The sequence below is a fragment of the Dietzia sp. MNB45 genome (assembly GCF_051994785.1).
Taxonomy (GTDB): domain Bacteria; phylum Actinomycetota; class Actinomycetes; order Mycobacteriales; family Mycobacteriaceae; genus Dietzia; species Dietzia kunjamensis.
This window is the reverse complement of record NZ_CP163397.1, coordinates 812,259-837,500: the sequence shown is the minus strand read 5'-3', so window position 1 is coordinate 837,500 and position 25,242 is coordinate 812,259. Positions and strand designations below refer to the sequence as shown.

The window sequence follows — 25,242 nt, the reverse complement described above, 5'->3', positions numbered from 1 at the left end:
CATGGGGTCGATGCCGGTGACGGTGACGTCGCCCCGGGTCATCACCGCACCCATGGCCCAGGTGGCCGCGACGATCCGGTCCCCGACCACCCGGTGACTGACCGGCGTCAGCTCATCGACGCCGCGGATGGTGATCGTGCTCGTCCCCGCGCCGCTGATCTGTGCCCCCATCTCGTTGAGCAGGTCGCAGATGTCGACGATCTCCGGCTCGCGCGCGGCGTTCTTGAGAACCGAGGTGCCCTCCGCCAGGACCGCCGCGGTCACGAAGGTCTCGGTCGCGCCGACGGACGGGAAGCTCAATTCGTAGTCCGCGCCCCGGAGCTCGGTCGCGTCGGCGACGAGTCGGCCGTGGTCCATGCGGGTGCGGGCGCCGAGCCGGTTGAGTCCGTTCTGGTGCCAGTTGAGGGGACGGCTTCCGATCGCGTCTCCGCCGGGCATCGCGATCACGGCGCGATGATGGCGGCCGACCAGTGGTCCCAGGATGCACACCGACGCGCGCAGGCGCTGGGCCGCTTTGTCATCGGCCACGTGCCCCAACTCGGCCGGGGTGTCGATCACGACGGTGTCGCCGGAGACCTCGACCGTGCACCCGAGGTGGCGCAGCACATCGGCCATCGCGGGGACGTCGGAGATCGTCGGGCAATTGGTCAGCGTCGTCCGCCCCTCGGCCATGAGCGCCACCGCCATCAGCTTGAGCACGCTGTTCTTGGCGCCTGATACGGAGATCTCGCCGGACAGTCGGGTACCGCCGCGGACGAGGAAGCTCTCCTCGCGGGACGTGGGATTAGCGCTCACGGTTCCACCCTAGGCGAGAGGAGGGAGGGATCCGCTCCGGCTGCGGCCCCGCGGCAGCGTAGGTTGGCCGACATGGCTGTTCACCTGACCAAGATCTATACCCGGACCGGCGACGACGGGTCCACGGGCCTCTCCGATTTCTCGCGCGTGAGCAAGAACGATCCCCGACTGGTGGCGTACGCGGACTGCGACGAGGCCAACGCGGCGATCGGCGTGGCCGTGACGCTCGGAGGCCTGGACGACCGTGTCGTCGCGGTACTGCGGACCGTGCAGAACGACCTCTTCGACGCCGGCGCGGACCTGTCGACGCCGGAGGTCGAGGACCCCAAGTACCCGCCGCTGCGCATCGAGCAGGCCTATATCGATCGCCTCGAGAGCTGGATCGACCAGTTCAACGCCGAGGTGCCGGACCTGACATCGTTCATCCTGCCGGGCGGGACCCCGGGGGGTGCGTACCTGCACGTCGCCCGCACCGTCACCCGACGGGCGGAGCGTTCGGCATGGGCGGCCGTCGAGGCGCACCCGGAGACGACCTCGGTCCTGCCGGCGAAGTACCTCAACCGGCTGTCGGATCTGCTGTTCGTCCTGGGCCGGGTCGCCAACCCGGAGGGCGACGTCCTGTGGGTGCCCGGCGGGGAGCGCGGCTGACCGGAGCTCAGCGGACGGAGCGTGGCTGACCGGACCGCGACCGGCCGGAGCGGGGCGGGTCAGGGCAGCGCGCCCATGCGGCGCGCTGCGTTGACCGCCTCGAACCGGGTGTGCGCGTCGAGTTTCCGCATCACCGACCGCAGGTAGCTCTTCACCGTCTCGGCACCGATGCCCATGTCGGCGGCGGTTTCGATGTTGGTCTTTCCCTGGGCGACGCACGCCAGCACGTCGAGTTCGCGGCGGGACAACCGCGCGGTGGGCATCTCGGGCGGCGGGGAGACCATCTCGGCGCAGATGCGTTCGAGCTCCACGCGGACGTCCGGGTCCTCGGTGCGTGAGGCGAGCATCCGCAGGCGGGCGTGGGTCTCGCGCATCCGCTCGTTGGAAAGCACGTCGTCCCACCGGCCCTCGCCGGAGCCGGGCCCGACCGGGGCGGCGCCGCGGGCCGCCAGTGCGTCGTTGACCGCGATCTCCTGTTCCAGGGCGCGGGCGGTGGCCGCCATCTGGTTGAGGACCTTCTCGCCGAACCGGACCGAGGAGTGGACACCGGCGTAGATCACCGCGCGTACGTCCTTGCCCACCACGACGGGGATCGCGGCCATCGACCGCAGCCCCTCGGAGAGCACCGGCAGGTCGTACTCGTGGGTGATGACCCCGGCTCGCGGGTAGTCCGCCACGCCGACCGGCTTGCCGGTGGCCATGACCCGACCGCCCACGCCGGCCCCGTAGTGGACCTTGAGGTCCTTCATCGCCGAGGTCCGCATCCCGAGGGACTCGGACAGGACCAACGTGTGGCCCTCCCCGACGACACCACCGATCGTCACGGGGATTCCCGTGGCCTCCCGCAGCGCCGCGATCGCGCTACGCACCGAGGCGAGGTCACGCTTGCGTCGCTGGGAGTCCCCGGCGCCGCTCGGGCCGTGGCCGGTGTTGTCCTCGTCCACGAGGTCTCCTCCCTCGTCCGTGCAGCACCCCCGCCGCGGGCGGTTGGCCCCCCTGCCGGTGCGACACTTCGGCGTCGTCAGCGCCACTATACGCACGTGGTCGGGGTGACGCCGAACCAGAACATGAGAGAGGCGTCAGGTCGTCGGGGGTACCGGCCGCAGCTTCGTCCCCGCACCGCGGTCAGGGGGTGAAAGCTGGATCGAATGCCTCCGGATCCTCGGGATCGGCCAACATCGCGGCGACCCCGGTGACGGGCGCCGCGCGCTGTTCGTCGTAGATCCATTCCTCGACGTCGCTGGAGTCCGGGTCGCCGACGAGGTACGGGTGCAGGCCCAGCATGGCCGAGGCGTCAACCGTCTCCCCGGTGTCCAGCACGGCCTCGTCGAGGAAGCGGACCACCTCGTCGTCGTCCATCTCCACGCCGATCACCACCAGACCCTCCGGCCCCTCTCCCCCGGCGCGCAGCTCCAACCGGCGACCCACCAGAGCCACCTCGTAGCGGCGGGGGCCGTCCGCGCCTGCCAGGGTCAACGTGCCCTTGGCGCGGTAGGCGCCGGCCGGCGGCGCCGAGACCGCGGTGAGGAAGCGGCGCGGGTGCAGGGGACCGGCCGGCGTCACGGTGACAGCCGTGTAGCCGTCATGCAGGTGTCCGTGCTCGCCGTGTCCGTGCTCGCCGTGTCCGTGGTCACCGTGTCCGTGCTCGCCGTGTCCGTGGTCACCGTGTCCGTGCTCGTGGTGTCCGTGCTCGCCGTGCCGGTGGGTGCCGCCGGACGTCGCGGCGGGCGCGGCGGTCGGTGAGCCGTCGGGGGCCATGTCCAGGAGCAACCCGGCCGGGACCGCGGCGCGAACCGCCGGGAGCACGGCCACGCGCGGGGCGTGGGTGCGGATCGTCGCGCGTAGTTCACCGAACCGCTCGCGGGTGACGAGGTCGCATTTGTTGACGACGACGAGGTCCGCCTCTGCCAGGTGCGACGCGAGTCGCGGGTGACGCGTCAGGGCGTCGTCGAGACCTTCGGCGTCGACCACCTGGACCATCCCCGCGTGGCGCGCCACGTCCCGCGGCACGTCGTGGACCATCCGCGACAGGACGGGCGGCTCGGCCAGGCCACTGGCCTCGATGACCGCGAGGTCCAGGCCCAGCTCGGGACCCGCGAGCCGGGTGAGGGTCTCGCCGAGCTCACCGGCGTCGACCTCGCAGCACACGCAGCCGTTGGCGAGCGAGACCATGGAGTCCACCCGCCCGGCGACGGCGGAGGCGTCCACGTCGATCTCGCCGAAGTCGTTGACGATCGCGGCGATGCGCAGCCCCGGCGCGCCGGACAGCAGGTGGTTGAGCAGGGTGGTCTTGCCCGCGCCCAGGTACCCGGTGAGGACGAGCACGGGCAGGGGCTCACCGGGGGCGCGGTGCGCGTCGTGCGTCCCGCCACCGCCCCCGGCGAGGTGCCCGTGCCTCAGTCCGTCGTTCAGCGACGCCACTCGGGCTTCCGCTTCTCCGCGAACGCGGACATGCCCTCCGTCTGGTCCTCCGTGGCGAACAGCGCGTAGAAGGCGTTCTGCTCGGCGAGCAGGCCCTCCTCGAGGGTGGTCTCGAAGGAACGGTTGACCGCCTGCTTGGCGACGATGGCCGTGGTCTTGCTCATGGAGGCGATCGTGGTGGCGACCTTCATGGTCTCGTCGAGCAGCTCGGCCGCGGGGACGACGCGCGCGACCAGGCCGGAGCGCTCGGCCTCGTCGGCGTCCATCTGGCGGCCGGTCAGGCACAGGTCCATGGCCTTGGCCTTGCCCACCGCACGGGTGAGGCGCTGCGAACCGCCCATGCCGGGGATGACGCCGAGGGTGATCTCGGGCTGGCCGAACTTGGCGTTGTCGCCGGCGATGATCATGTCGCACATCATCGCCAGCTCGCAGCCGCCGCCCAGGGCGAAACCGGACACGGCGGCGATGATCGGCGTGCGCGCGGCGGTGAGGCGCTTCCAGTCGTGGAAGAACCGCTCGAGGTAGATGCCCGGGTAGTTCTTGTCCTTCATCTCCTTGATGTCGGCGCCGGCCGCGAAGGCCTTCTCCGACCCGGTGATGACGATGCACCCGACCCCGGGATCGCCGTCCAACGCCTCGACGGCCTCGACGACCTCCTTCTCCATGCCGCTGGACAGCGCGTTGAGTGCCTTGGGGCGGTTGAGCGTGATGGTCGCGACCCGGTCGGTCTGCTCGACCAGGATGTTCTCGAACTGCTTCTCCGTCACGGACATGCGTGTCTCCAGTCTGTCGTCGTCAGGTGCCTGTGCGCCATTACTTGGAAGTCCTTGTAATAGCTCCGGGGCCGATGCTAGCCGGTCACCGCGCGAGCGGCCCACCGTTCCACAGTCCCGACCGTACGGCCTGGTCGTGGGTGACGGTCGCCTCGCGCGCCTCGGGCACGAGCGGGGTGTACCGCACGAGCGATCCCCAGTCGCGGTCCCAGTCGTGTTCGAGGTAGGTCGGCACCGTCTCGCCCTCGAGCAGTAGCTCGATGAACCCGATGGGGCCGCCGCCGTCCCACGCCTGCCACGTGTTGGTGGAGCTCACGGCCAGTCCCCGATCGGGCAGGACGCGGTACTCGGGCAGTTCGTGGACGCCGGCGTACTCGTCGAACGGGCGCAGGCACGGGGTGTGGAACGCGACCGCCCAGTCCGGCAGCACCGGCCTCGAGTCGCCGACCAGTTGCTGCATGGTGACCAGCTCCGGCATGCGCGGCGGGGTGAACGCGATCCACCGCGACGGGTCCGGGTCGAGGTCGCGGACGACCAACCGGATGGCCGTGGCGTCGTCGGGCAGGGTGTCCGTCGGTACGCGCAGGTTGCGCCAGGACGGAGCCGGCCCGATGTCGATCGGCAGGACCGAGCCCGCCACCTCGAACTCCCCGCCACCGGTGGAGTACTCGACGAGCACCGCGTCGGGAGCGAAGGACCCGGCCACGCCGATCGTGACGAGCGGGTCCTCCCTCTTCCGGTCGTTCTCCCCCGCCCCCTCGGGGAGCCGGTACCAGTCGGTGGTCGTCTCCGCGTTGAACTGCGCACCCGACTGGTGGCTGCCGAGGACCGGCACGCGGGCGGGGTCGAGTCCGAACGGCAGGACTGCGTGGCTGCCGTTGATGCCCTCCCCGATGCGCACGCCGCCCTCGGTGCCGGCGGTGGTCGACGTGGTGTCGGAGCCCTCGCCGGTGCCGGGGGTGTCGGTATCGGCCGCCTGCGTGGCGGTGAGGTCGGTCGGGATCCCGTCGGGGTCGAACACGACCGTCTCGCCGCCGGCCTCGAGCTGGTCCCGGGGCTCGCCGACGGGGGCGAGCAGGCCGGCGTTGGCGTCGGGCTCGGCGAGCACCACGTCGGCGATACCGCACGGCTCGCCGGAGAGAGCGCGGAGGTTCTGCAGACCCACCGAGTACGCGGGGTACTGGTTGCGGACCGCTGCGGCCATGGAGGCGACGATGACGACGACGACGAGGGCCGCGGCCAGCCCGAGTGGGGCGTGGGAGACCTCACGGGCGAACCGGAGCAGGGGGCCGCGGTCGCCACCGTCCCGCTCCTGCCCGGTGCGCGTCATGAACGGCTCCCGGTAGTGCAAGACCAGGGCGGCGAGGAGTGCCACGAGCATCAGCCCGAGGAACACGGAGTACAGGGTGATCCCGGCGATGGTGGGCTGGGTGCCGCCCCACGGGATGCCGTAGATGGAGATGTACCACCAACCGTTGGTGGAGGTGAAGCTCAGCGCCAGGACGAACAGGACGCCGGCGAGGAAGAGCATGCGGTTGCGCAGCGACCTGGTCGCCGCCGGGAGGACCGCCATGGTCACCAGCGCCGCCAGCGCCGCGCCGATGGTGGCGAAGGCGCCGAAGTGGTGGGTCCACTTGGTGGGGTTGAGCGCCATGAACGCGATCGAGATGGCCGCCAATCCCACGATGCGGCGGGCGGGGCCCACCGACACCCCGGGGATCCGGCCCTTACGGAACAGGATCGCCGCGCAGGTGATGAGGGACAGGAGCATGGCGAGTACACCGAAACGGCGGGCCAGCGAGCCGTCCGGGGTGGGGTTCATCAGCCATTCGTAGCGCCACACCTCCTCGTACCAGCTGCCCGAGGGGCCGACATCCCCGAGCAGCGCCGACGACTGCAGCGTGGTGACCAGCGGCTGGTCGAGGAAGATGAGGTGCAGCACGCCCAGTCCGGCGGCCAGCAGCGGCGCGACGGTCGGTACCCAGCCGTCGCGCTTCGCGCGCCGGATGACGAGCAGCAGTAGTGGCCTGGACGCGGCGATGATGACCGCGATGCAGAACGTTCCCGTGGGCGCTGCGGACAGGGTGAGCCCACCGATGATGAACCCGGTCGCCGCGGGTAGCAGCCGTCCCGTCGCGAGTGCCCGCTCGAGCGAGACCCAGGTGGCCAGGACACCGAAGGCGATGATCGGTTCGGGCCGGAGGCCGTTGTTGTAGGTGAGCCAGAACGCGAGGAAGACCGCGGCGGTGCTCCACCGCACGGCCGCGGCGCGGCGGGCGGCGATGCCGAGCCTCGGGATGACCTCCCGGGACAGCAGGATCCACGAGGCGATGCCGAGCAGCAGCGCGGGCAGTCGGAGCCAGACGCTGCCCAGCGAGATGGCGCTCATCGCTGTGTAGAGGTAGTACGGCATGCCGAACGGCGCGTACGGGGCCCCGTAGTAGCGGAACACCTCGGGCATGTAGCCGCTGGAGACGGCAGCGCGCGCCTCGGTGAGGATGTAGCCGTCGTCGGCGGTGTTGGCCCCGATGAAGTGCCACACCAGGAGCGTCGCCACGACCAGCAGGTCCAGCGGACGCGGTTTCCACCAGCCCGGTGGGAGGATGCGTCGCGCGGTCCGCCCGTCCCGCAGGTCGAGCCGGTGCAACGCGACGAGTGCCACGAGGATCGCGAGGATGCCCACGACGATCGCGATCTGCTTGATGGCGGTCGCCTGCGTGGTGTAGCGCGAGTCGACCGTGATGTCGACGGCCATGCCCTCCGGTGCCGCGCCCTCCAGGTCCGTGAACACCCCGACCACCTGTGGACGGAGGTCCGCGTCGATCCGGCCCCCGACGCCCTGCCCGTCGATCTCCAGGCCGACGAACTCGGCACCGATCGAGCCGGAGTCGGCCGTGACGCGGATCGTGGAGCACGCGCCGGGCGCGGCGACCGCGTCGGTGGGCGCGGAGGCGACGAGCGCGTTGCGGCTGCGGACCTCCACGTCGGGGCCGGCCACGGACACCATGAGCGCGCGGGCCGCCGCGTTCTCCCCCGCCTCGCGGGGCGCGGTCGAGACCAGCACGCCGTCCTCGCGGCCGTCGGGCAACTGCCCGACGGCCGTGCACGGCACCTCGACGGTGAGGTCGAGCGGGTAGTACGCGACGAGCGGCGCGGTGACCGGCTCGAGGGTGCCCGCCTCGGGCCAGCTGACGGTGGAGGTGGTCTGCGTGACCGGCAGCAGCGGCACGATGATCGCGAGCAGGATGCCGACGAGTCCGCTGACGGCGGCGACGATCCCCCACCGAGGTCCCCTACGGGACTTTTCCGGCACGTCAGGGACCTCGGCGGCAGTCGATGGCATGGCGTCCACGCTATAACGAGGGGAGGACGTTCCCCGAAACGACGAACGCGCCGGAGGGGGTTCCCTCCGACGCGTTCGTCGGTGTTGTGGCCAGAGTCGGGATCGAACCGACGACCTTCCGCTTTTCAGGCGGACGCTCGTACCAACTGAGCTACCTGGCCCTAAGACCACCGGCGCACCCGGTGAACACCGAATGCGCCGGTATGTCTCTGGCGACCCTGACGGGACTCGAACCCGCGACCTCCGCCGTGACAGGGCGGCGCGCTAACCAACTGCGCCACAGGGCCGTGCTCTTCGCACGAGAAAGAACACTAGTGGACCGCCCGACCTTTGCGCAAATCGGCCCCCTGCCAGCCGTATCCGAACACGTCAGAGTCGCGACAGAAGCACGCGGGCCATGAATGCACGAGGTCCCGGCCACCTGACGGTGACCGGGACCTCGACCATGTGTACCCCCTACGGGATTCGAACCCGCGCTGCCGGCGTGAAAGGCCGGTGTCCTAGGCCGCTAAACGAAGGGGGCCCACGCCACGTCCGGGTGCCCCGGTCCGCAGCGGGGTCCAGTGTAGGGCACCGCCCACCGGGCGGATAAACCAACCGCACACGAGGACGGTATCGTGACCCTCGCCCCTATAGCTCAGTTGGTAGAGCTACGGACTTTTAATCCGCAGGTCGTCGGTTCGAGCCCGACTGGGGGCACCATGTACCGCCCGGCGCGCGGGCCCATTGGACCTGCTCGCGCCCCGCTGGGAGAATCGGGGTCATGTCCGCACCCACCGCCGCCGCGGCCCCCGCACTGCGCATCGGCCCCCTGGAGCTCGCGTCCCCCGTCGTCCTGGCGCCGATGGCCGGGGTCACCAACGTCGCGTTCCGCACGCTCTGCCGCGAGATCGAGCGTGACCAGCAGGGTTCGGTGTCCGGCCTGTACGTCTGCGAGATGGTCACCGCCCGCGCCCTGGTGGAACGCCAGCCCGGGACGCTGCACATGGCCACCTTCGCCCCGGACGAGTCGCCGCGCAGTCTGCAGCTGTACACGGTCGACGCCGAGTACACCTACGCGGCCGCCAAGATGATCGTCGACGAGGACCTGGCCGATCACATCGACATCAACTTCGGGTGCCCCGTGCCCAAGGTCACCAGACGCGGTGGCGGGTCCGCCATCCCCTACAAGCGCCGGTTGTTCCGCTCGATCGTCGCCGCGGCGGTCCGCGCCACCGAGGGCACCGACATCCCGGTGACGGTGAAGATGCGCGTCGGCATCGACGACGCCCACCACACCCATCTCGACGCCGGCCGCATCGCCGTCGAGGAGGGCGCGCAGGCCGTCGCGCTCCACGCACGGACGGCCGCCCAGCGGTACTCCGGGGAGGCGGACTGGTCGCAGATCTCCCGGCTCGTCGAGCACGTCGGCGCGGTCTCGGATGTGCCGGTGCTGGGGAACGGCGACATCTTCTCCGCCGAGGACGCCGTGCGGATGCGTGAACAGACCGGCTGCGCGGGCGTGGTGATCGGCCGCGGTTGCCTCGGCCGTCCGTGGCTCTTCTCCGAACTGGCCGCACGGTTGGACGGTCGTGAGGCGCCGACCCCGCCCGCGCTGGGCGAGGTCGCGCGCATCATGTACCGCCACGGCGAACTCCTCGCGCAGCACCACGGCGAGAACAAGGGGATGCGCGACATCCGCAAGCACGTCGCGTGGTACCTCCGGGGCTTCCCGGCCGGATCGGAGAAACGGGTCGGCCTGTCCGCCGTCCGCACCCTGGACGACCTGGCCGAGCTGCTCGCGGACCTTCCCGCCGACGAGCCCTTCCCGGCCGACGGGTACGGACCGCGGGGGCGTCAGGGCTCCCCCTCCAAGGTGCTGCTGCCCGAGGGCTGGCTCGATGACCCGGAAGACGACGCCACCGCGCTCGAGGGCGCGGACGCCGAGAACTCGGGCGGCTGAGCCCGCCGCGGACGAATGTTCACCGGTCGTTCACCGCACCGGCGGTGACCGCCCTGACATGCGCGTATTCTGGCAACATGCGTCTTGTCTACTCCGAAGAACTCGCGGGCCTGGCCACGTCCATGGCCCGGATGTGCTCCCTCGCGACCGATGACATGGAGCTGGCGACCCACGCCCTGCTCCAGGTCGACCTCGTCGCCGCGGAGAAGGTCCTGGAGTCCGCGACGGAGATGTCCAGGCTGGCGACCGAGAACGAGGAGCGGGGTTTCGCCCTGCTCGCCCTCCAGGCGCCCGTCGCGCGGGACCTGCGACAGGTGGTCACGTCGATCCAGCTCGTGCAGGACCTCGTCCGGATGGGCACCCTCGCCGGACACGTCGCCAAGATCGTCCGCCGTCGCCATCCCGAGCCGGTCCTGCCGGAGCCCGTCAACGGCTACCTCGCCGAGATGGGCCGGGTGGCGGTCTCACTGGGGCGCTCCGCCACCGAGGTCCTCCTCAACCGTGATGCCGAGCAGGCGGCCACGCTGGCACGGCAGGATGATGCCGTCGACGACCTCCGGCGCCATCTGTTCACCCTGCTCACCGTCCGGGAGTGGAAGTGGGGCGTCGCCTGCGCGGTCGACGTCACCCTCCTGGGCAGGTACTACGAGCGCTTCGCCGACCACGCCGTAGAGGTCGCCCAGCGCGTGATCTTCCTGGCGACCGGCGAGTACGCCACCGTCCCCGAGGACGACCCCGAGCGCCCCTCCCCCTCCAGCGAGGAACTGGTGCGCCAGTTCAACGAGACGGACCGGACCTTCAAGGAGCGCATCGCCCGCCACGAGGCCACGGGCCGGGACGGCACCGCCGGGGACTCTTGACACACCGCGACCTGACGTGGGGGAACGTCACTGCCCCGGTGCCGGCCTCAAGGCCTGTACCGGGGCAGTGACGTCCGTGTGAGCGCCGGGACGGGTCAGCCGAAACGGCCGGACACGTAGTCCTCGGTCTGCTTGTTGTCCGGGTTGGAGAAGATCTTCTCCGTGGAGTTGACCTCGACCAGTTGACCCGGCATGCCGGTGGCCTCGAGGGAGAAGAACGCGGTCTGATCGGACACGCGGGCGGCCTGCTGCATGTTGTGGGTGACGATCACGATCGTGAACTCGTTCTTGAGCTCGGCGATGAGGTCCTCCACGGCCAGTGTCGAGATCGGGTCCAGCGCGGAACAGGGTTCATCCATCAGCAGTACCTGCGGCTCGATGGCGATCGCGCGGGCGATGCACAGACGCTGCTGCTGGCCGCCGGAGAGCCCACCACCGGGCTTGTCGAGGCGGTCCTTCACCTCGTTCCAGAGATTCGCACCGCGCAGCGACTTCTCGGCGACCTCGTCGAGGGTCTTCTTGTTCTTGACGCCCTGGAGCCTGAGCCCCGCGACCACGTTCTCCTTGATCGACATCGTGGGGAACGGGTTGGGGCGCTGGAAGACCATCCCGATGGTCCGCCGGACGGCGACGGGGTCGATCTTCTTGTCGTAGATGTCCACACCGTCGAGCTTGATGGAGCCCTTGACGTAGGCCCCGGCGATCTCCTCGTGCATCCGGTTGAGGGAGCGCAGGACGGTGGACTTGCCACATCCGGAAGGGCCGATGAACGCGGTCACGGACCGGGGCGGGACGTGGAGGTCGACGTCCTTCACCGCGTGGAAGTCACCGTAGAAGATATCGACGTTCTCGAGGTCGAGTCGCTTTGCCATCTGAACCGATGTGTCCTTACTTGGTCTTCGGCGCGAGCGCCTTGGAAGCGAACGCCGCGAGAACGTTCGCGAGCGCGATGATGAGGATGAGCGTGAGGGCCGCGCCCCAGATGCGGTACTGACCGGCGTCGTTGGGGTTGGACAGCTGGTTGTAGATCAGCAGTGGCAGCGAGGCCATGTTGCCCTGGAAGAGGTCGTAGTTGTAGCTCGCGGTGTACCCCACCAGGATCAGCACGGGCGCGGTCTCCCCCATCACCCGGGCGAGCGCCAGGAAGATGCCCGAGATCATCCCCGACAGCGCGGTGGGGATGACCACGCTGGTGATGGTCTTCCACTTGGGCACCCCCAACGCGTACGAGGCTTCACGCAACTCATCCGGGACGAGCTTGAGCATCTCCTCGGTGGAGCGGACGATCAGCGGGATCATGAGCAGGACCAACGCGAGTCCCACAGCGAAGGCGCTCAACTCGAACTGCAGCATCGTGATCCAGATGCCGAAGATGAAGATCGCCGCGACCACCGAGGGGACGCCGGCGAGGACGTCCACCATGAGGGTGGTGGGTCGCGCCAGCGTGGAGTCGGGATACTCCACGAGCATGATGCCGGCGGCGATACCCAGAGGGATCGAGATGACGGCCGCGATGAGCGCCTGGACGAGGCTGCCGTAGATGGCGTGACCGACGCCGCCGGCGAGCGACGACGGCGATACCAGGAAGAGCGAGTTCGTCCACCAGTTCGGGTTGATGATCGCCTCGGCCCCCGCGGAGACCACCTTGTAGAGCAGCGCGATCAACGGGATCACCGCGACGATGAACGACAGGGTGAACACGACCGTCGCCACGGAGTTCTTCGCCTTCCGCCCACCGGAGACGGGGAGGAAGGTCTCGGACGGCTTGGCCGGCCGTGCGAGGTCGGGGGTTACCTGGGACATCAGCCGTTGACCTTTCCACCGGACACCGAGCGCGCGATGAGATTGACGATGAACGTGAGGAGGAAGAGCACGAGCCCGGCGGCGATGTAGGCCCCGGTCGACATCGGGTTGTTGAACTCCGCGGACCCGGAAGCGATCTTGGACGCGAACGTAAAGCCCCCGTCGAACAGGGAGAGGCCGCTGGCCGAGCTCGAGGCACGGAGGATGATGAGCACCGCCACCGTCTCACCGAGCGCTCTGCCGAGGGCGAGCATCGACCCGGCGATCATGCCCGATTTGGCGTAGGGGAAGCACGTCATCCGGATCTTCTCCCACTTCGTCGCGCCGAGTGCCAGAGCGGCCTCCTGGTGCAACGACGGGGTCTGACGGATCGTCTCGCGGGACATCGAGGTGATGATCGGGAGGATCATGATCGCGAGCACGATGCCCGCGGTGAAGATGGTCCCGCCTCCGGCGATCGAGACGTTCCCGTCGGCGAAGAGGAAGAACCACCCCAGGTTCTCGTTGAGCCAGGTGGCGAAGGGGGTGATCCACGGGCCGAGGACGATGAGTCCCCACATCCCGTACACGATCGACGGGACGGCCGCCAGCAGGTCGATCATCGCCGACAGCGCCCGGGAGATCCGGGGTGGCGCGTACTGGACGAGGAACGTCGCGATCCCGATCGCGACGGGCACCGCGAGCAGCAGTGCGAAGACCGAGCTCAGGACCGTGACCTTCAACAGGTCGAGGATGCCGAACCTCAGGTTGTCGGGATCGGTCGTGTTCCACTCGGAACTGGTGAAGAAGTTGACCTGGTCCTGGAGGATGGAGGGCACCGCCTGGAGGACCAGCACGATGCCGATCAGCGCGATGAGCCCGACGATGATCGCGCCCGCCGCGACCGTGACCGACCGGAAGACGGAGTCGATATTCCGGGACGACCCGTTGGTGAGCAGGCCCCGTGGGCCGTCTCCCCGGCCCCCGGCCCCCGGGTGGTCGTCCTCCGACCATTCACCGCGGCGGCCGGCGGTCTTGTCGACGTCTCGTTCGACGGAGTCGTGCACAGTCATGGGACCTTCAGTCTTCCGGGGGTCTGTATGAGGTCGGTCGCTGTCCCCGTCCGCGGACGGGGACAGCGACCGGGCTATCACTTGATCGCGTCGATCGCGTCAGTCAGCTTGCCACGGAAGGCGTCGGGAACCGGAATGTAACCCTCGCCCTCGAGCTCACCCTGCACGGACTCGGAGACGGCGACGTTCAGGAAGGCCTTGACCGCAGCAGCGGTCTCGGCGTCGGGGTACTCGGAGCAGACGATTTCGTAGGTCGGCATGAGGATCGGGTAGGCCCCCGCGGCCTCCGGGACGTAGAAGGACGAGGTGTCGATCACCAGGTCGTTGGTCCCCTCGTTCTGCAGCTTGGCGGAGTCGATGGTCGTGCCCGCGGTCTCGGCGTTGAGCTCCACGCCCTCGGCGTCCGCCGGCGTGATGACCTTGGCCATCGACAGGCCCTGGTTCTTGGCGTAGGACCACTCGGTGTAGGTGATGGTCCCCGGGGTCTGGCCGATCGCGGCCGAGACGCCCTCGTTGCCCTTGGCGCCCTCGCCGACGCCGCCGTTGAACGTCTTGCCGGCCTCCTGGGTCCACGCGCCGTCGGACGCGGCCACGAGGTACTTCTGGAAGTTGTCGGTCGTACCCGACTCGTCGGAGCGGAAGATCACGGTGATGTCCTGCTCGGGGAGCTCCACTCCCTCGTTCTCCGCGGCGATGGCCGGGTCGTTCCACGTGGTGATCTCGCCGTTGAAGATCTGGGCGATGGTGGAGCCCGACAGGCTGAGCTCGACCCCGTCGAGGTTGTAGGCCACCGCGATCGGACCGAAGACCGCCGGAAGGTTCCACGCGGGGCTCTCACAGCGCTGCTCGGCCCGGGGGTACTCGTCCTCCTTCAGCGCCGAGTCGGAACCGCCGAAGTCGGTCTGTCCACCGATGAACTCCTTCACGCCGGCGCCGGAGCCGTTGGAGTTGTAGTCGATGGTCTGTCCCTCACAACTCGTGGCGTAGGAGTTGGCGAAGATCGTCATGGCGTTGTTCTGCGCCGAGGATCCCGAGGCATTGAGGTTGGGCTTCCCCTCGCACTCGACGCCCGCGACGTTCTGGGCGGTGTCGTTGGTCCCCGCGTTGTCATCGGAGCAGGCGGCCAGTCCGGCCGTCGTCAGGGCGGCCAGCCCGAGCAGGGCACCGGTGCGCTTGAGGTCCACAAAATCTCCTTGGTTCATCCGGTGGAGACCTCCACCGGGTCACGTTGTCGGCGACTGGGTCGCAGGGCCGGACCGGGACGCGCCGATCCGACGTGGAGAGAACCTAGGGTGCGGACGTGAACAACGCCGAGGACGTAGGTGAACCCGAGATGAACTCCCTGGTCATGGGTTGTTCACCCGGACAGACGTTTCTCCCCCCCGCGGTACCCCACCTGGGGTGATCCTGAGATCTCGTCTCCGGACCGCCGCGGAATTCAGCGTGAGGCGTACGTCACGTCTCGGTGCTCGACGGCGAAACCGAGCCTCTCGTAGGTGTGGATGGCCGGGAGGTTGTCGCCCTCCACGTAGAGGACGACCGATTCCGCCCCGGCCCGGCCCTCGAGGTGCTCGACCCCGACGGCGGTGAGCAGACCGCCCAGGCCCCTGCCCTGGTCAGACGGGTCCACGGCGACCACGTAGACCTCGCCCTCGACCGGCTGCCCGGGCTCGGCGACGGTCTTCGTCCAGTGGAACCCGGCCAGCCGCGGCGTCTCGCCCGCGGCATCCACGGCGAGGAAGACCGCGCCGGGATCCACCCAGTCGACGCCGAGCCGGTCGTCGAGCTGCTCTCGCGTCCAGCCCCCCTGTTCCGGATGCCACGAGAACGCGGCGTTGTTCACGCGGAGGAACTCCTCCCGGGTGTCCATCCCCGGCCACCGCGACCCGCCCTCCGACGCGGCCTCGGCGAGGGTTCCGGTCTCGATCCCCCCGGGCGGGTGCGGATCCGGAAGCGCGGGCCCGCCGGCGGCGCGCCGGCGCATCTTCAGCAGTTCGCGTGTCCGCGCCAGCCCGAGGCCCTCTGCCAGGGCCCGCGCGGACGGCATGTCACCGTGCGCCCACATCGCGGCGCCGGGCTCGGCTTCGAGGACCGCGCGGACGAGGGCGCTCCCGTGCCCCCGGCGCCGGTGCGAGGGGTCCACGACCAGTTCCGCCGTGGCCTCGTCCCCCGCGCCGACGAGCTGGGCGTAGCCGACGATCACGGGGTCGACGGCACCCCCGCCCGTGGCGGCACCGGCCGAGTCGGCGGCGGGCGAGTCGGCGGCGGTCGCGAGGAAGTGACGAACCCCGTCGGTCGACCCGCGGAGGGCCCGGAGGGGCTGCTCACCGAGGGGTGCGACCCCGTCGACCCACTCCGCCTGCCGGGCCATCGCCTCGATGAGGTCGGCGGCGCCCGCGTCCGGTGCGCGTTCGGTGACTGTCATGCGTCGCCTCCGTCCTCCCTGCGATCCGACGGCCGGACCGCTTTGTACCCGACGTTACGGACGGTGCCGATGAGCGACTCGTGATCGGGACCGAGTTTCGCGCGCAGTCGTCGGACGTGGACGTCGACGGTCCGGGTGCCGCCGAAGAAGTCGTAACCCCACACCTCCTGGAGCAGCTGCGCGCGGGAGAAGACCCGGCCGGGATGCTGGCACAGGTGCTTGAGGAGCTCGAACTCCTTGTAGGTCAGATCCAGGGGTCGCCCCTTGACGCGGGCGACGTAGGTCTCCTCGTCGATGACGAGCTCGCCGACCGTGAGGAGGCCACCGTCCGCCTCGCCCTGGGACGAGTGTCGCGCGGCGGCGAGGCGGAACCGGGCGTCCACCTCCGCCGGCCCGGTGGTCGGCAGGAGTATGTCGTCGAGGCCCCAGTCCCCGCTGACGGCGATCAGTCCACCCTCGGAGACGACGGCGATGACGGCGAGGTCCCCGCCACCGGACAGCAGCCTGCACAGTGCCCGCGACGCTGCGAGATCACTCCGCGCGTCGACCAGCGCGAGTGCCGCACCGGAGAGATCCCCCAGCGAGGACGCCAGCGGTGGGAGTACACGCACCGAGTGGGGGAGTAGAGGCAGCGCGGGGATGACCGCCTCCGGGTCTGCTTCAGCTGCGAGGAGCACTACGTCCATGTCGCTTCCTCTCCGTCCGGGGGCCGAGACGATACTAGCGACCCGCACCCCCGAAACGGGGATTGGAGTACACCTGAAGGCCATGAGACTCCCCCGCCCCGTCGTCATCGCGGCTGTCGCCGTGGCCGTCGTGGCCGGCAGCGCCTTCACCGTGGAGACGGTGTCCGCCTCACGGATCGAGGCCGACCTGTCGGGCCGGATCGACCCGGGAACCGCTGGTGTCGGGCCCCCGTCGGTGACGATCGGCGGGTCGCCGGGATCGCGGTGGTCCGGCCCGGACACCCTCGTCTCGGCGATGGTCCGCGTCGAGGGCGTCGACCGGCCCGGGCTCGGGCCCGTCGCGGTGGAGGCCGTGGCCACCGACGTCTCCGTGCCGGAGGACCCGTCCGGACCGCTGACCGCCGGCGAGGTGACGGTCTCGGTGCAGATCACCGGCGCCTCGCTCGGCCCGGCCCTGGGGATGCGGGACGTGCTGGTCGGCGCGGCCGATGATCCGAGCCTCGCCGGGGGTACCGAGACCCGGGCCCGGGTCACCGGGACACTCGAGGGATCCGACGTCCGCATCTCGGCGTTCGTCGACCTCGTCGTCGACGACCTCGGCGCGCGCCTCGTCCCCGTGGCACCCGCCACCGGGCCGGCGGGGTTCCCCGACGGCGACGGCGAGCTGGCCCTGCGCCGCACGGCACTGACGTTGGAACCGGACGTCCTCCCGCTGGGCGTGGCGGTCGAGACCCTCAGCATCACGGGCGGCACCATCACCGCCGCCGGTGAGGGCGGGCCCGGCACCGCGCCGCTCGACGGCCTCGCACGGACGGACCTCTAGACTCGGGCCCATGAGTCGCGACGACGTACTGGTCAGCACCCGCTGGGCCTCCTCGCGCCTGGCCGACGACTCGGTGGTCTTCCTCGAGGTCGACGAGGACGTGACGGCCTACCACTCCGACGGGCACATCCCCGGTGCCGTCGCGCTGAACTGGCGAACCGAACTCCAGCAGGAGTACACGCGCGATCTCGTCGACCGTGAGCGGTTCGGCGAACTCCTGTCCGTTCGGGGCATCACCCGCGAGCACACCGTGGTGGTCTACGGCGGTAATCACAACTGGTTCGCCGCCTACGCCTACTGGTACCTCCGGCTGTACGGGCACCCCGACGTCCGCCTCCTCGACGGTGGCCGTATGCGCTGGGAACGGGACGGCCTGCCACTGGAGACCGAGCTGCCGCAGCGCCCGGCGACCGAGTACGTCGCCGAGCCCCAGGACCTGTCGATCCGGGCGTTCCGCGAGGACGTGCTCTCGGGCCTCGGCAGTGACGCGCTCGTCGACGTGCGATCGGTCGACGAGTTCACCGGCCGGCTCGCCGCACCGGCCGGCCTGCCCCAGGAGGGCGGCCGACAGCGCGGGCACATCCCCGGCGCGGTGAGCATTCCGTGGAACCGAGCCGTCACCCGCGACGGTACGTTCCGGCCCGACGCCGAGCTCCGCGAGATCTACGCCGATCTTCTCGGCACCCCCGGGCAGCGCGTCGTCACGTACTGCCGGATCGGCGAGCGGTCCAGCCACACCTGGTTCGTCCTCCACGAGCTCCTCGATCAACCGAACGTCGTCAACTACGACGGCAGCTGGGTGGAGTACGGCTCCCTCATCGGGGTCCCCGTCGAGCGGTGAGCCGCGTGTTCACCCCGGCGGCCGGCGGGACTGGCTAATCTCGATCCCATGTCTCTCCTGTCGCGTGCGCTCGGTATGGCCGGGCGAGCCTCCGTCGTCGCCGTCGGCGCCGCGGTCGCCTCCACCGTCCTCGTGGGAATCGATCAACGCCGTGGGGCGACCCCGGCCGTGCCCGATCACCCCGGCCCCTACTCCCCCGAGGAGCGGGAGGCAGCCGTTCGGATGTACCTCACCGCGCTCACGGTCCCGGCCGCGGCGTTCCGTGTGCCGTTCGCGAAGGACTGTGTCCGTCGCGAGAACGGCCTGAAGACCGGGTTCGGGGCGGACCAGCTCCGGTGGGACCTCCACCTGCACCTGCAGTACTCGGTGATCCGCGAGGTCCGCGACATCGTCATCACCGTCGACCCCCCGGGGCGCGAGGGCGTCGTGCACGCGGACTTCACCCTGGCGACCGTCGTGGGCGTCACCGCGCGGGTCAGCGAGGACTTCGTCGTGCCCTCCGAGGACTGCCTCATCCACTCGATCGAGGCCCGCGTCTCACTCGGCTGAGAGGCTCGGGGTTAGGATTGGGCCATGGTGCTCTTCTTCGAGATCCTCCTGGTCCTCTGCACGCTGGCCATCCTGTGGGCCACCTGCTACATCGTGTACCGCACGGTCACCGACGAGTCGTGACGGAACGCGACCAGCCGAACACCGGTGACCCCGCGCCGCCCACCCCCTCAGGGGGAGGCGGCCGGTCGGTCGTGCCCGGATCCGGAAACGCGGCCGTCGACGCCGCGGCGGAGCGGTCGGAGGAGACCGCCCGTCGCAACATCGCCCCGTTCTCCGAACTCCCGGTCCCCGAGGACACCGCCAACCTGCGCTTCGGCCCCGATCTGCACCCGGGTCTGCTGGCCCTGCTGCCGCTCGTGGGCGTCTGGGAGGGTGAGGGCGAGGCCGACACCGAGGACCGCGGCCAGCACCGGTTCGGCCAACAACTCATCGTCGCCCATGACGGCGAGAACTACCTGACCTGGACCTCCCGCGCCTGGACCTTCGACGCCGGTGGCGCCGTGGACGACGCGGCCTACCGGGAGACGGGATTCTGGCGGATCTCCGCGGATGACCAGCTCGAGTTCCTCGTGGCCCACGCGTCCGGCGTGATCGAGATGTACTACGGCGCACCGATCAGTCAGTCGGCCTGGGAGATGACCACCGACGTGGTCCTCGCGTCCCCCACCGGACCCAAGCGTGGCGGCGCCAAGCGCATCTACGGGATCGTCGAGGGTGGCGACCTGGGCTGGGTCGAGGAGCGCGTCCACCCGGAGCGGGGCCTGGTGCCCCACATGTCCGCGCGACTGCGTCGGATAGCCGGCTAGCGGTTCCCCGCCCGGGTGGCGGGGCCCGTCACCCGCGGCCGACCGCGCGGTCGACCATGCCGACGACATCGATCCCGGGGTCCCCGGTCGACAGCGTCACATCGTCGACCCTGCGGACCCGCGCACACAGGGTCACCGAGGACAACAGCCACACCGCGTCCGCGGCCAACAGGTCGGTCAGCAGCAGCCGCTCCCGCCGCACGCGCACACCCTCGGCCCCGGCGATCTCCGCCATGGCCGCCAGGGTGGTGCCCTCGAGGATCCCCACCTCCGCCGGAGGGCTCACCAGCTCACCGCCGCGGGCGATCACCACGGTGGAACGGGGGCCCTCCAGCACCTCACCGTCGGAGGACAGGTAGACCACGTCGTCGAACCCGGCCGCGGCGGCGTGCCGCAGCGCCGCCATGTTGGCCGCATACGACAGCGTCTTGGATCCGAGCAGCAGCCACGGGGCGGACGCGGCGACGTCCGACGCATACCCCCGACCGAGGGCCGTCACCGCGATTCCCTCGGCCCGCGCCCGCAGGGCCACCCCGCTCACGGGCGCGACGGTGATGTAGGCCGTCTCCCGCCCGCCGCGCTCGGGCCCGCGGGACAGCACCAACCGCAGCATCGCCTCCGAGTCCCGCCCCCACCGGCGCGCGGCCAGGTCGATGCCCGCCAGCCACTGCTCCGGGGACGGCCCGGTCAGCCCCAGCGAGGCCGCTGATCTGGCGAGTCTCGCCAGGTGACGTTCCGGCTTGGCGGGGCGGCCACCGACGACGAGGAGTGTCTCGAAGCAACCGTCGCCACGGACGGCGGCCAGGTCGTCGGCCAACAACAGTGGCTGATCGGACGGGTGGACCCGGGGACGCGGCCCCTCCGGACCGCCCGCGACGAGGACGACCACCCGTGCGTCGTCAGTCCGATCGGTACCCGTTTCCACTGCTGTGCCCATGCCGCCCAACACTACGGCGGGGTACGTAGACTCGCGATCGTGACCGACCCAGTTGTGCCCGAGCGGACCGACAGCGGCTACCGCAGCCCGATCCTGACCCGCCCCGGAGCAGTGAACCAGGCCGACACCTCCCCCGACGTCGGGGTGCCGTACCACTATGGCGACCCGTTCGGGGAGCAGCGCGCGGCCGACTCCGCGCCGGTGGTCGTCGACCGCTCCCACCGGGACGTCCTGACCATCGGTGGCGGCGAGCGGCTGACCTGGCTGGAGGGCTTCGTCTCCCAGCACGTGTCCGAGATCCCGGACGGTGGCGGCGCCGAGACGCTGGTGCTGGACGCGAACGGGCGGGTGGAACACCACGCGGTCCTCGCCGACGTCGCCGGCACGCTCGTCGTGGACACCGAACCCGGCCGGGGAGCGGACCTGCTGCAGTTCCTCACCAAGATGGTGTTCTGGGCCGACGCGACACCGGAGACCGCGGACCTCGCCGTCCTCACCCTCACCGGCGCCGCCCTCCCCGCCACCCTCGAGGCCCCGGACGGCACCGAGGTGACCCTGCCGGTCGGGGACTACGCCGGCATCCCGCTGCCGGGCGGCGGTGTGGCCCGGCGGATGCCCTGGCCCCTGACCGGATCGATCGACCTGCTGGTCCCGCGCTCCGAACTGAGCGCGTGGTTCGACGCGGCGGTCGCCGCGGGAGCGCGTCCGGCGGGTTCGTGGGCGTTCGAGGCCCTACGGGCGGCGGGGACGACCCCGCCGCGCGGCCGCCTCGGGGTGGACACCGACGAGAAGACCATCCCCCACGAGCTCCCCACCTGGATCGGCGATGTGGCGCAGCGCGGCGCCGTGCACCTGGACAAGGGGTGCTACCGCGGCCAGGAGACCGTGTCCAGGGTCCACAACCTCGGACGGTCGCCCCGGGTCCTGGTCCGACTCCAGTTGGACGGCTCCGCCAGCGACGAACTGCCCGTGCCGGGCGCCGAGGTCCGCGCCGCCGGCCGCCCCGTCGGACGCGTCGGGACCGTGGTCCAGCACCACGAGGACGGCCCGGTGGCCCTCGCCCTGCTCAAGCGGTCCGTGGCCGTCGACGCCGCCCTCGAGATCGACGGGGTCCTCGCCGCCGTCGACCCGGACAGCGCCCCGGAGGACACCGGGACCCAGGCCGGACGAGAGGCCATCCGCCGACTCCGCGGCCAGGCCTGACACCCCCGCGGGGGTCGGATCACCCCCGCGGGTCACTGCCGGAGACGACTCCCTCGACACCCGGGCGGACATTCCGCGCCGGGCACGCTATCCTGTGGACAGGCAGATACTCACACTTGCAATGGGCACCCCCGAGGTGGCCCAGCACCGTTTCCGAGGGGGTCAGGTCAATGGGCCGAGGCCGCGCGAAGGCGAAGCAGACCAAGGTCGCTCGCGAACTCAAGTACAACACTCCGCAGACGGACCTAGAACGTCTCCAGCAGGAGTTGTCGGGTGGAGGGTCGCCGACGCGGCTCAGCACCGATGAGGACGATGACCCCTACGGGTCATGGTCCGACGGCGACACCAGGTACTGATCATCCCCCGTTCCCGGTAGACCCACGTGGGCCGGGCATCCCCGAGGATGCCCGGCTCACGCGTGTCACACTGGCCGGGACACCGCACTACGACACAGCGACCCGGCCGGAACTGCCCCGGCCGGGTCGCTGTCGTCTGCGAACGGTCAGAATCGGGCGTGTGAACCCTCGAGTGTCACGCGGGGGGCGTCGGCGTCCTCGCCGGCCTTCTCCACGCGCCCGATCACCCAGTTCTCGACGTGGCGTGCGGTGAGGACGGCCTGGGCCCGGTCCACGTCCTCCTCGGGCAGGACGGCGACCATCCCGACCCCCATGTTGAACGTGCGCTCCATCTCGGCCTGCTCGACGCGGCCGTGGTGGGCGATGGTGCCGAAGACGGCGGGAACGGGCCAGCGCCCCCGGTCGAGGCGCGCGACCAGGCCGCGGGGCATCACCCGGGCGAGGTTCTCGGCGAGCCCGCCGCCGGTGACGTGGCTGAAGACCCGGACGTCGGTCTCCGCGATGAGGCTCAGGCAGTCGAGCGCATAGATACGCGTCGGCTCGAGCAGCTCCTCACCCAGGGTCCGTCCGAACTCCTCGACGTGCCCCTCGAGCGGGAGTCGGGCGAGCTCGAGGAGGACGTGCCGGGCCAACGAGTACCCGTTGGAGTGCAGCCCCGAGGAGGCCATGCCGATGATCACGTCGCCGGGGCGGACCTTCTCGGCCTGGAGGATCTCGTCGGCCTCGACGATCCCCACACCGGTGGCGGAGATGTCGTACTCCCCCGGGGCCATGAGACCGGGGTGCTCGGCCGTCTCCCCGCCCAGCAGCGCGCACCCGGCCCGGACGCAGCCCTCCGCGATCCCCTCGACGATGTCCGCGACGTGCTCGGGGACGACCTTGCCGATGGCGATGTAGTCCTGCAGGAACAGCGGCTCGGCACCGCACACCACGAGGTCGTCGACGACCATGGCGACGAGATCGATACCGACCGTGTTGTGGACGTCCATCGCCTGCGCGACGGCGATCTTGGTCCCGACGCCGTCCGTGGACGACGCGAGGAGCGGTTGCCGGTAGGTGTTCTTCAGCGAGAACAGGCCGGCGAATCCACCGAGGCCTCCCATCACCTCCGGCCGGGTCGCCCGCTTGGCGTGGGGGGCGAACAGCTCCACCGCGCGCTCGCCGGCGTCGATGTCGACGCCCGCGGCGGCATACGAGGCGCCGGTCGGGGGGTGTGAGTTGTCGGTCATGTGGTTTCTCCTCGTCGGCGCCCCTGGTCGGGCGCCCGTTCAGGGTCGGCGGACGGGGTCCGCGATGTCACTGCGGACCGGGAAGCGATCGGCCTCGAGGCCGTCGACCTCGGCTGCCAGCGCGCGCACGGCCGCGCTCATGGGCGAGTCGTCGGGAAGCTCGATGGGATAGTGCCCGTCGAAGCACGCTGCGCACAGTTCGTCGCCGCGTTGGCCGCTGGCCTCGATCATCCCCTCGACGGAGACGTAACCGAGGCTGTCCGCACCGATGGCGCGGCGCACCCCCTCGAGCATCCCGTCCGAGGCATCGACGCCGTTGGCGATGAGCTCGGCGGGACTGGCGAAGTCGATCCCGTAGAAGCACGGCCAGCGCACCGGCGGCGAGGCGATCCGGACGTGCACCTCACGGGCTCCGGCCTCGTACAACATGCGGACCAGGGCGCGCTGGGTGTTGCCCCGAACGATCGAGTCGTCCACCACCACGAGCCGCTGCCCGCGGATCACCTCACGCAGCGGGTTGAGCTTGAGCCGGATCCCCAGTTGCCTGATGGTCTGGCTGGGTTGGATGAACGTACGGCCCACGTAGGCGTTCTTCGTCAGCCCCTGCGCGAACGGGATCCCGGACTCCTGCGCGTAACCGACGGCGGCCGGGGTGCCGGACTCGGGTACCGGGATCACCAGATCGCCCTCGGCGGGATGCTCGCGGGCCAGGCGGCGCCCGATCTCCACCCTCGCGGAGTTGACCAGGCGCTGGTTGATCACCGAGTCGGGACGGGCGAGGTAGACGTACTCAAACACGCACGTCTTGGGGGTCGGGGGCGAGAGCTTGCGGGACCGTACGCCGTCGGCGTCGATCGCGATGAGTTCGCCGGGCTCGATGTCGCGGACGAACGAGGCGCCGACGATGTCCAGGGCCGACGTCTCCGACGAGACGACCCAGCCGCGCTCGAGGCGGCCGAGCGCCAGCGGGCGGACACCGTGCGGGTCTCGGGCCGCGTAGAGCGTGTTCTCGTCGGAGAAGGTGAGACAGTAGGCACCGCGCAGCCGGGGCAGCAGACGGGCCGCGGCCTCCTCGAGTCCCCCGTCGCGCGCCTCGTGGGCCAGCAGGGTCGAGACGATGTCGGAGTCCGAGTGGGTGCTCTCCTCCGAGTACCCGCCGATCCCCAGGTCCGTCGCGTGCCGTTTGAGTTCCTGCGTGTTGACGAGGTTGCCGTTGTGGCCGAGGACGACGGAACCGCCGTCGATGATCGGCCTGAACATCGGCTGGGCGTTGTCCCAGCTCGCCGCGCCGGTGGTGGAGTAGCGGCAGTGGCCGATCGCCACGTGACCGTGCATCGACTCGAGGGTCTGCTCGTCGAAGACCTGACTGACCAGGCCGAGATCCTTGTAGACCAGGACCTGCTCACCGTCCGCCACGGCGATCCCGGCGGCCTCCTGGCCACGGTGCTGGAGTGCGTACAGGCCGTAGTAGGTGAGCTTGGCGACGTCCTCGCCGGGGGCCCACACGCCGAAGACGCCGCATTCCTCGACCGGGCCGATGCGCTCGGCGTCGACGGGCAGGCCTGCGGGGCCGGGGGCGGACGGATCGGGCAGCCCGAGCCCGACGGCGGAGCTGCCACCGGGACGGCGGAGTGACCCGGACGGTGCCGGTCGTGACGACGTACTCTCCACCTGCTGGTGCTCCCTCGCGACTTTCGGGGCGGTCCGCCCGGACGGACCCCGGCGGTGCGCCTGCAAGTCTACGGTC

23 protein-coding genes and 4 tRNA genes (1 of these 27 cut by a window edge) are annotated in these 25,242 nt (G+C 70.5%); 10 read left to right on the top strand and 17 right to left on the bottom strand.

Annotation, left to right across the window (positions count from 1 at the left end):
• Positions 1-795 carry the 5' portion of a UDP-N-acetylglucosamine 1-carboxyvinyltransferase gene (gene murA / locus AB5G72_RS04120; RefSeq protein ID WP_120284445.1) on the bottom strand. Its footprint begins 489 nt before the window's first position, so the window shows 795 of its 1,284 coding nt (coding positions 1-795); the start codon lies at positions 793-795; its stop codon lies beyond the left edge, outside the window.
• 72 nt (positions 796-867) lie between these two features.
• Here murA and AB5G72_RS04115 point away from each other — a divergent pair, with 72 nt between their 5' ends.
• Positions 868-1,443, top strand: coding sequence for a cob(I)yrinic acid a,c-diamide adenosyltransferase (locus AB5G72_RS04115; RefSeq protein WP_069388706.1), 576 nt, complete (start codon positions 868-870; stop codon positions 1,441-1,443).
• A 59-nt stretch (positions 1,444-1,502) separates the two neighbouring features.
• On the opposite strand, the gene AB5G72_RS04110 is transcribed toward AB5G72_RS04115, so the two are convergent.
• The 7 genes from AB5G72_RS04110 to AB5G72_RS04080 form a co-directional block, all read right to left on the bottom strand.
• A complete protein-coding gene (locus tag AB5G72_RS04110) occupies positions 1,503-2,387 on the bottom strand; it encodes a LuxR C-terminal-related transcriptional regulator (RefSeq protein ID WP_069388705.1) in 885 nt (294 codons plus the stop codon).
• A 181-nt stretch (positions 2,388-2,568) separates the two neighbouring features.
• Positions 2,569-3,864 carry a CobW family GTP-binding protein gene (locus AB5G72_RS04105; RefSeq protein WP_440221063.1) on the bottom strand — a complete coding sequence of 432 codons (1,296 nt, stop codon included), beginning with the start codon at positions 3,862-3,864 and terminating at the stop codon, positions 2,569-2,571.
• Positions 3,852-4,637 (bottom strand): enoyl-CoA hydratase, encoded by a 786-nt coding sequence (locus AB5G72_RS04100; protein WP_067712041.1) that lies wholly within the window; start codon positions 4,635-4,637, stop codon positions 3,852-3,854. The genes AB5G72_RS04105 and AB5G72_RS04100 overlap by 13 nt, the downstream gene beginning before the upstream one ends.
• 85 nt (positions 4,638-4,722) lie before the next feature.
• On the bottom strand, positions 4,723-7,980 hold the full coding sequence (locus AB5G72_RS04095) for an arabinosyltransferase domain-containing protein (RefSeq protein WP_440221061.1): 3,258 nt from the start codon (positions 7,978-7,980) through the stop codon (positions 4,723-4,725).
• 87 nt (positions 7,981-8,067) lie between these two features.
• Positions 8,068-8,141 (bottom strand) — tRNA-Phe (locus AB5G72_RS04090).
• Positions 8,142-8,190: 49 nt separating this feature from the next.
• Positions 8,191-8,267: transfer RNA gene (locus AB5G72_RS04085), tRNA-Asp, on the bottom strand.
• Between the two features lie 163 nt (positions 8,268-8,430).
• Positions 8,431-8,503: transfer RNA gene (locus AB5G72_RS04080), tRNA-Glu, on the bottom strand.
• Between the two features lie 103 nt (positions 8,504-8,606).
• On the opposite strand from AB5G72_RS04080, the gene AB5G72_RS04075 reads away from it, so the two are divergent.
• From AB5G72_RS04075 to phoU, 3 genes are all read left to right on the top strand, one after another.
• A tRNA-Lys gene (locus AB5G72_RS04075) sits at positions 8,607-8,682 on the top strand.
• 61 nt (positions 8,683-8,743) lie between these two features.
• Complete coding sequence (gene dusB, locus AB5G72_RS04070; protein ID WP_440221060.1) at positions 8,744-9,922, top strand: tRNA dihydrouridine synthase DusB; 1,179 nt, start codon at positions 8,744-8,746, stop codon at positions 9,920-9,922.
• A gap of 77 nt (positions 9,923-9,999) precedes the next feature.
• Positions 10,000-10,782 carry a phosphate signaling complex protein PhoU gene (gene phoU / locus AB5G72_RS04065; RefSeq protein WP_067712032.1) on the top strand — a complete coding sequence of 261 codons (783 nt, stop codon included), beginning with the start codon at positions 10,000-10,002 and terminating at the stop codon, positions 10,780-10,782.
• A 95-nt stretch (positions 10,783-10,877) separates the two neighbouring features.
• Here the strand turns inward: phoU and pstB are convergent, their stop codons facing one another.
• The 6 genes from pstB to AB5G72_RS04035 form a co-directional block, all read right to left on the bottom strand.
• Positions 10,878-11,654, bottom strand: coding sequence for a phosphate ABC transporter ATP-binding protein PstB (gene pstB, locus AB5G72_RS04060; RefSeq protein WP_067712029.1), 777 nt, complete (start codon positions 11,652-11,654; stop codon positions 10,878-10,880).
• Positions 11,655-11,670: 16 nt separating this feature from the next.
• On the bottom strand, positions 11,671-12,585 hold the full coding sequence (pstA, locus tag AB5G72_RS04055; RefSeq protein WP_067712026.1) for a phosphate ABC transporter permease PstA: 915 nt from the start codon (positions 12,583-12,585) through the stop codon (positions 11,671-11,673).
• On the bottom strand, positions 12,585-13,637 hold the full coding sequence (pstC, locus tag AB5G72_RS04050) for a phosphate ABC transporter permease subunit PstC (protein ID WP_082923668.1): 1,053 nt from the start codon (positions 13,635-13,637) through the stop codon (positions 12,585-12,587). The genes pstA and pstC overlap by 1 nt, the downstream gene beginning before the upstream one ends.
• 77 nt (positions 13,638-13,714) lie before the next feature.
• On the bottom strand, positions 13,715-14,821 hold the full coding sequence (pstS, locus tag AB5G72_RS04045) for a phosphate ABC transporter substrate-binding protein PstS (RefSeq protein WP_440221461.1): 1,107 nt from the start codon (positions 14,819-14,821) through the stop codon (positions 13,715-13,717).
• Between the two features lie 254 nt (positions 14,822-15,075).
• Positions 15,076-16,062, bottom strand: coding sequence for a mycothiol synthase (gene mshD / locus AB5G72_RS04040; RefSeq protein WP_440221059.1), 987 nt, complete (start codon positions 16,060-16,062; stop codon positions 15,076-15,078).
• On the bottom strand, positions 16,059-16,748 hold the full coding sequence (locus AB5G72_RS04035) for a winged helix-turn-helix domain-containing protein (protein WP_067712021.1): 690 nt from the start codon (positions 16,746-16,748) through the stop codon (positions 16,059-16,061). The genes mshD and AB5G72_RS04035 overlap by 4 nt, the downstream gene beginning before the upstream one ends.
• An 82-nt stretch (positions 16,749-16,830) precedes the next feature.
• On the opposite strand from AB5G72_RS04035, the gene AB5G72_RS04030 reads away from it, so the two are divergent.
• From AB5G72_RS04030 to AB5G72_RS04015, 4 genes are all read left to right on the top strand, one after another.
• Complete coding sequence (locus AB5G72_RS04030) at positions 16,831-17,571, top strand: LmeA family phospholipid-binding protein (RefSeq protein WP_440221058.1); 741 nt, start codon at positions 16,831-16,833, stop codon at positions 17,569-17,571.
• A gap of 10 nt (positions 17,572-17,581) precedes the next feature.
• Positions 17,582-18,412, top strand: a complete 831-nt coding sequence (locus tag AB5G72_RS04025; protein ID WP_067712016.1) for a sulfurtransferase — start codon at positions 17,582-17,584, stop codon at positions 18,410-18,412.
• Between the two features lie 48 nt (positions 18,413-18,460).
• On the top strand, positions 18,461-18,961 hold the full coding sequence (locus AB5G72_RS04020) for a hypothetical protein (RefSeq protein ID WP_404850981.1): 501 nt from the start codon (positions 18,461-18,463) through the stop codon (positions 18,959-18,961).
• 119 nt (positions 18,962-19,080) lie between these two features.
• Positions 19,081-19,770 (top strand): FABP family protein, encoded by a 690-nt coding sequence (locus tag AB5G72_RS04015; RefSeq protein ID WP_374210689.1) that lies wholly within the window; start codon positions 19,081-19,083, stop codon positions 19,768-19,770.
• 28 nt (positions 19,771-19,798) lie between these two features.
• On the opposite strand, the gene AB5G72_RS04010 is transcribed toward AB5G72_RS04015, so the two are convergent.
• Complete coding sequence (locus AB5G72_RS04010; protein ID WP_440221057.1) at positions 19,799-20,707, bottom strand: aminodeoxychorismate lyase; 909 nt, start codon at positions 20,705-20,707, stop codon at positions 19,799-19,801.
• A gap of 39 nt (positions 20,708-20,746) precedes the next feature.
• Here AB5G72_RS04010 and ygfZ point away from each other — a divergent pair, with 39 nt between their 5' ends.
• Both ygfZ and AB5G72_RS04000 read left to right on the top strand, forming a co-directional pair.
• Positions 20,747-21,910: a CAF17-like 4Fe-4S cluster assembly/insertion protein YgfZ gene (gene ygfZ, locus AB5G72_RS04005; RefSeq protein ID WP_185951252.1), complete on the top strand. Its 1,164-nt coding sequence runs from the start codon at positions 20,747-20,749 to the stop codon at positions 21,908-21,910.
• Positions 21,911-22,080: 170 nt separating this feature from the next.
• Positions 22,081-22,266, top strand: coding sequence for a DUF3073 domain-containing protein (locus AB5G72_RS04000; protein ID WP_067712007.1), 186 nt, complete (start codon positions 22,081-22,083; stop codon positions 22,264-22,266).
• Between the two features lie 146 nt (positions 22,267-22,412).
• Here AB5G72_RS04000 and purM read toward each other — a convergent pair whose 3' ends face one another.
• Positions 22,413-23,495 carry a phosphoribosylformylglycinamidine cyclo-ligase gene (gene purM, locus AB5G72_RS03995; RefSeq protein ID WP_067712004.1) on the bottom strand — a complete coding sequence of 361 codons (1,083 nt, stop codon included), beginning with the start codon at positions 23,493-23,495 and terminating at the stop codon, positions 22,413-22,415.
• A 39-nt stretch (positions 23,496-23,534) separates the two neighbouring features.
• Positions 23,535-25,166: an amidophosphoribosyltransferase gene (gene purF, locus AB5G72_RS03990; RefSeq protein WP_069388590.1), complete on the bottom strand. Its 1,632-nt coding sequence runs from the start codon at positions 25,164-25,166 to the stop codon at positions 23,535-23,537.
• Positions 25,167-25,242 lie beyond the last annotated feature (76 nt).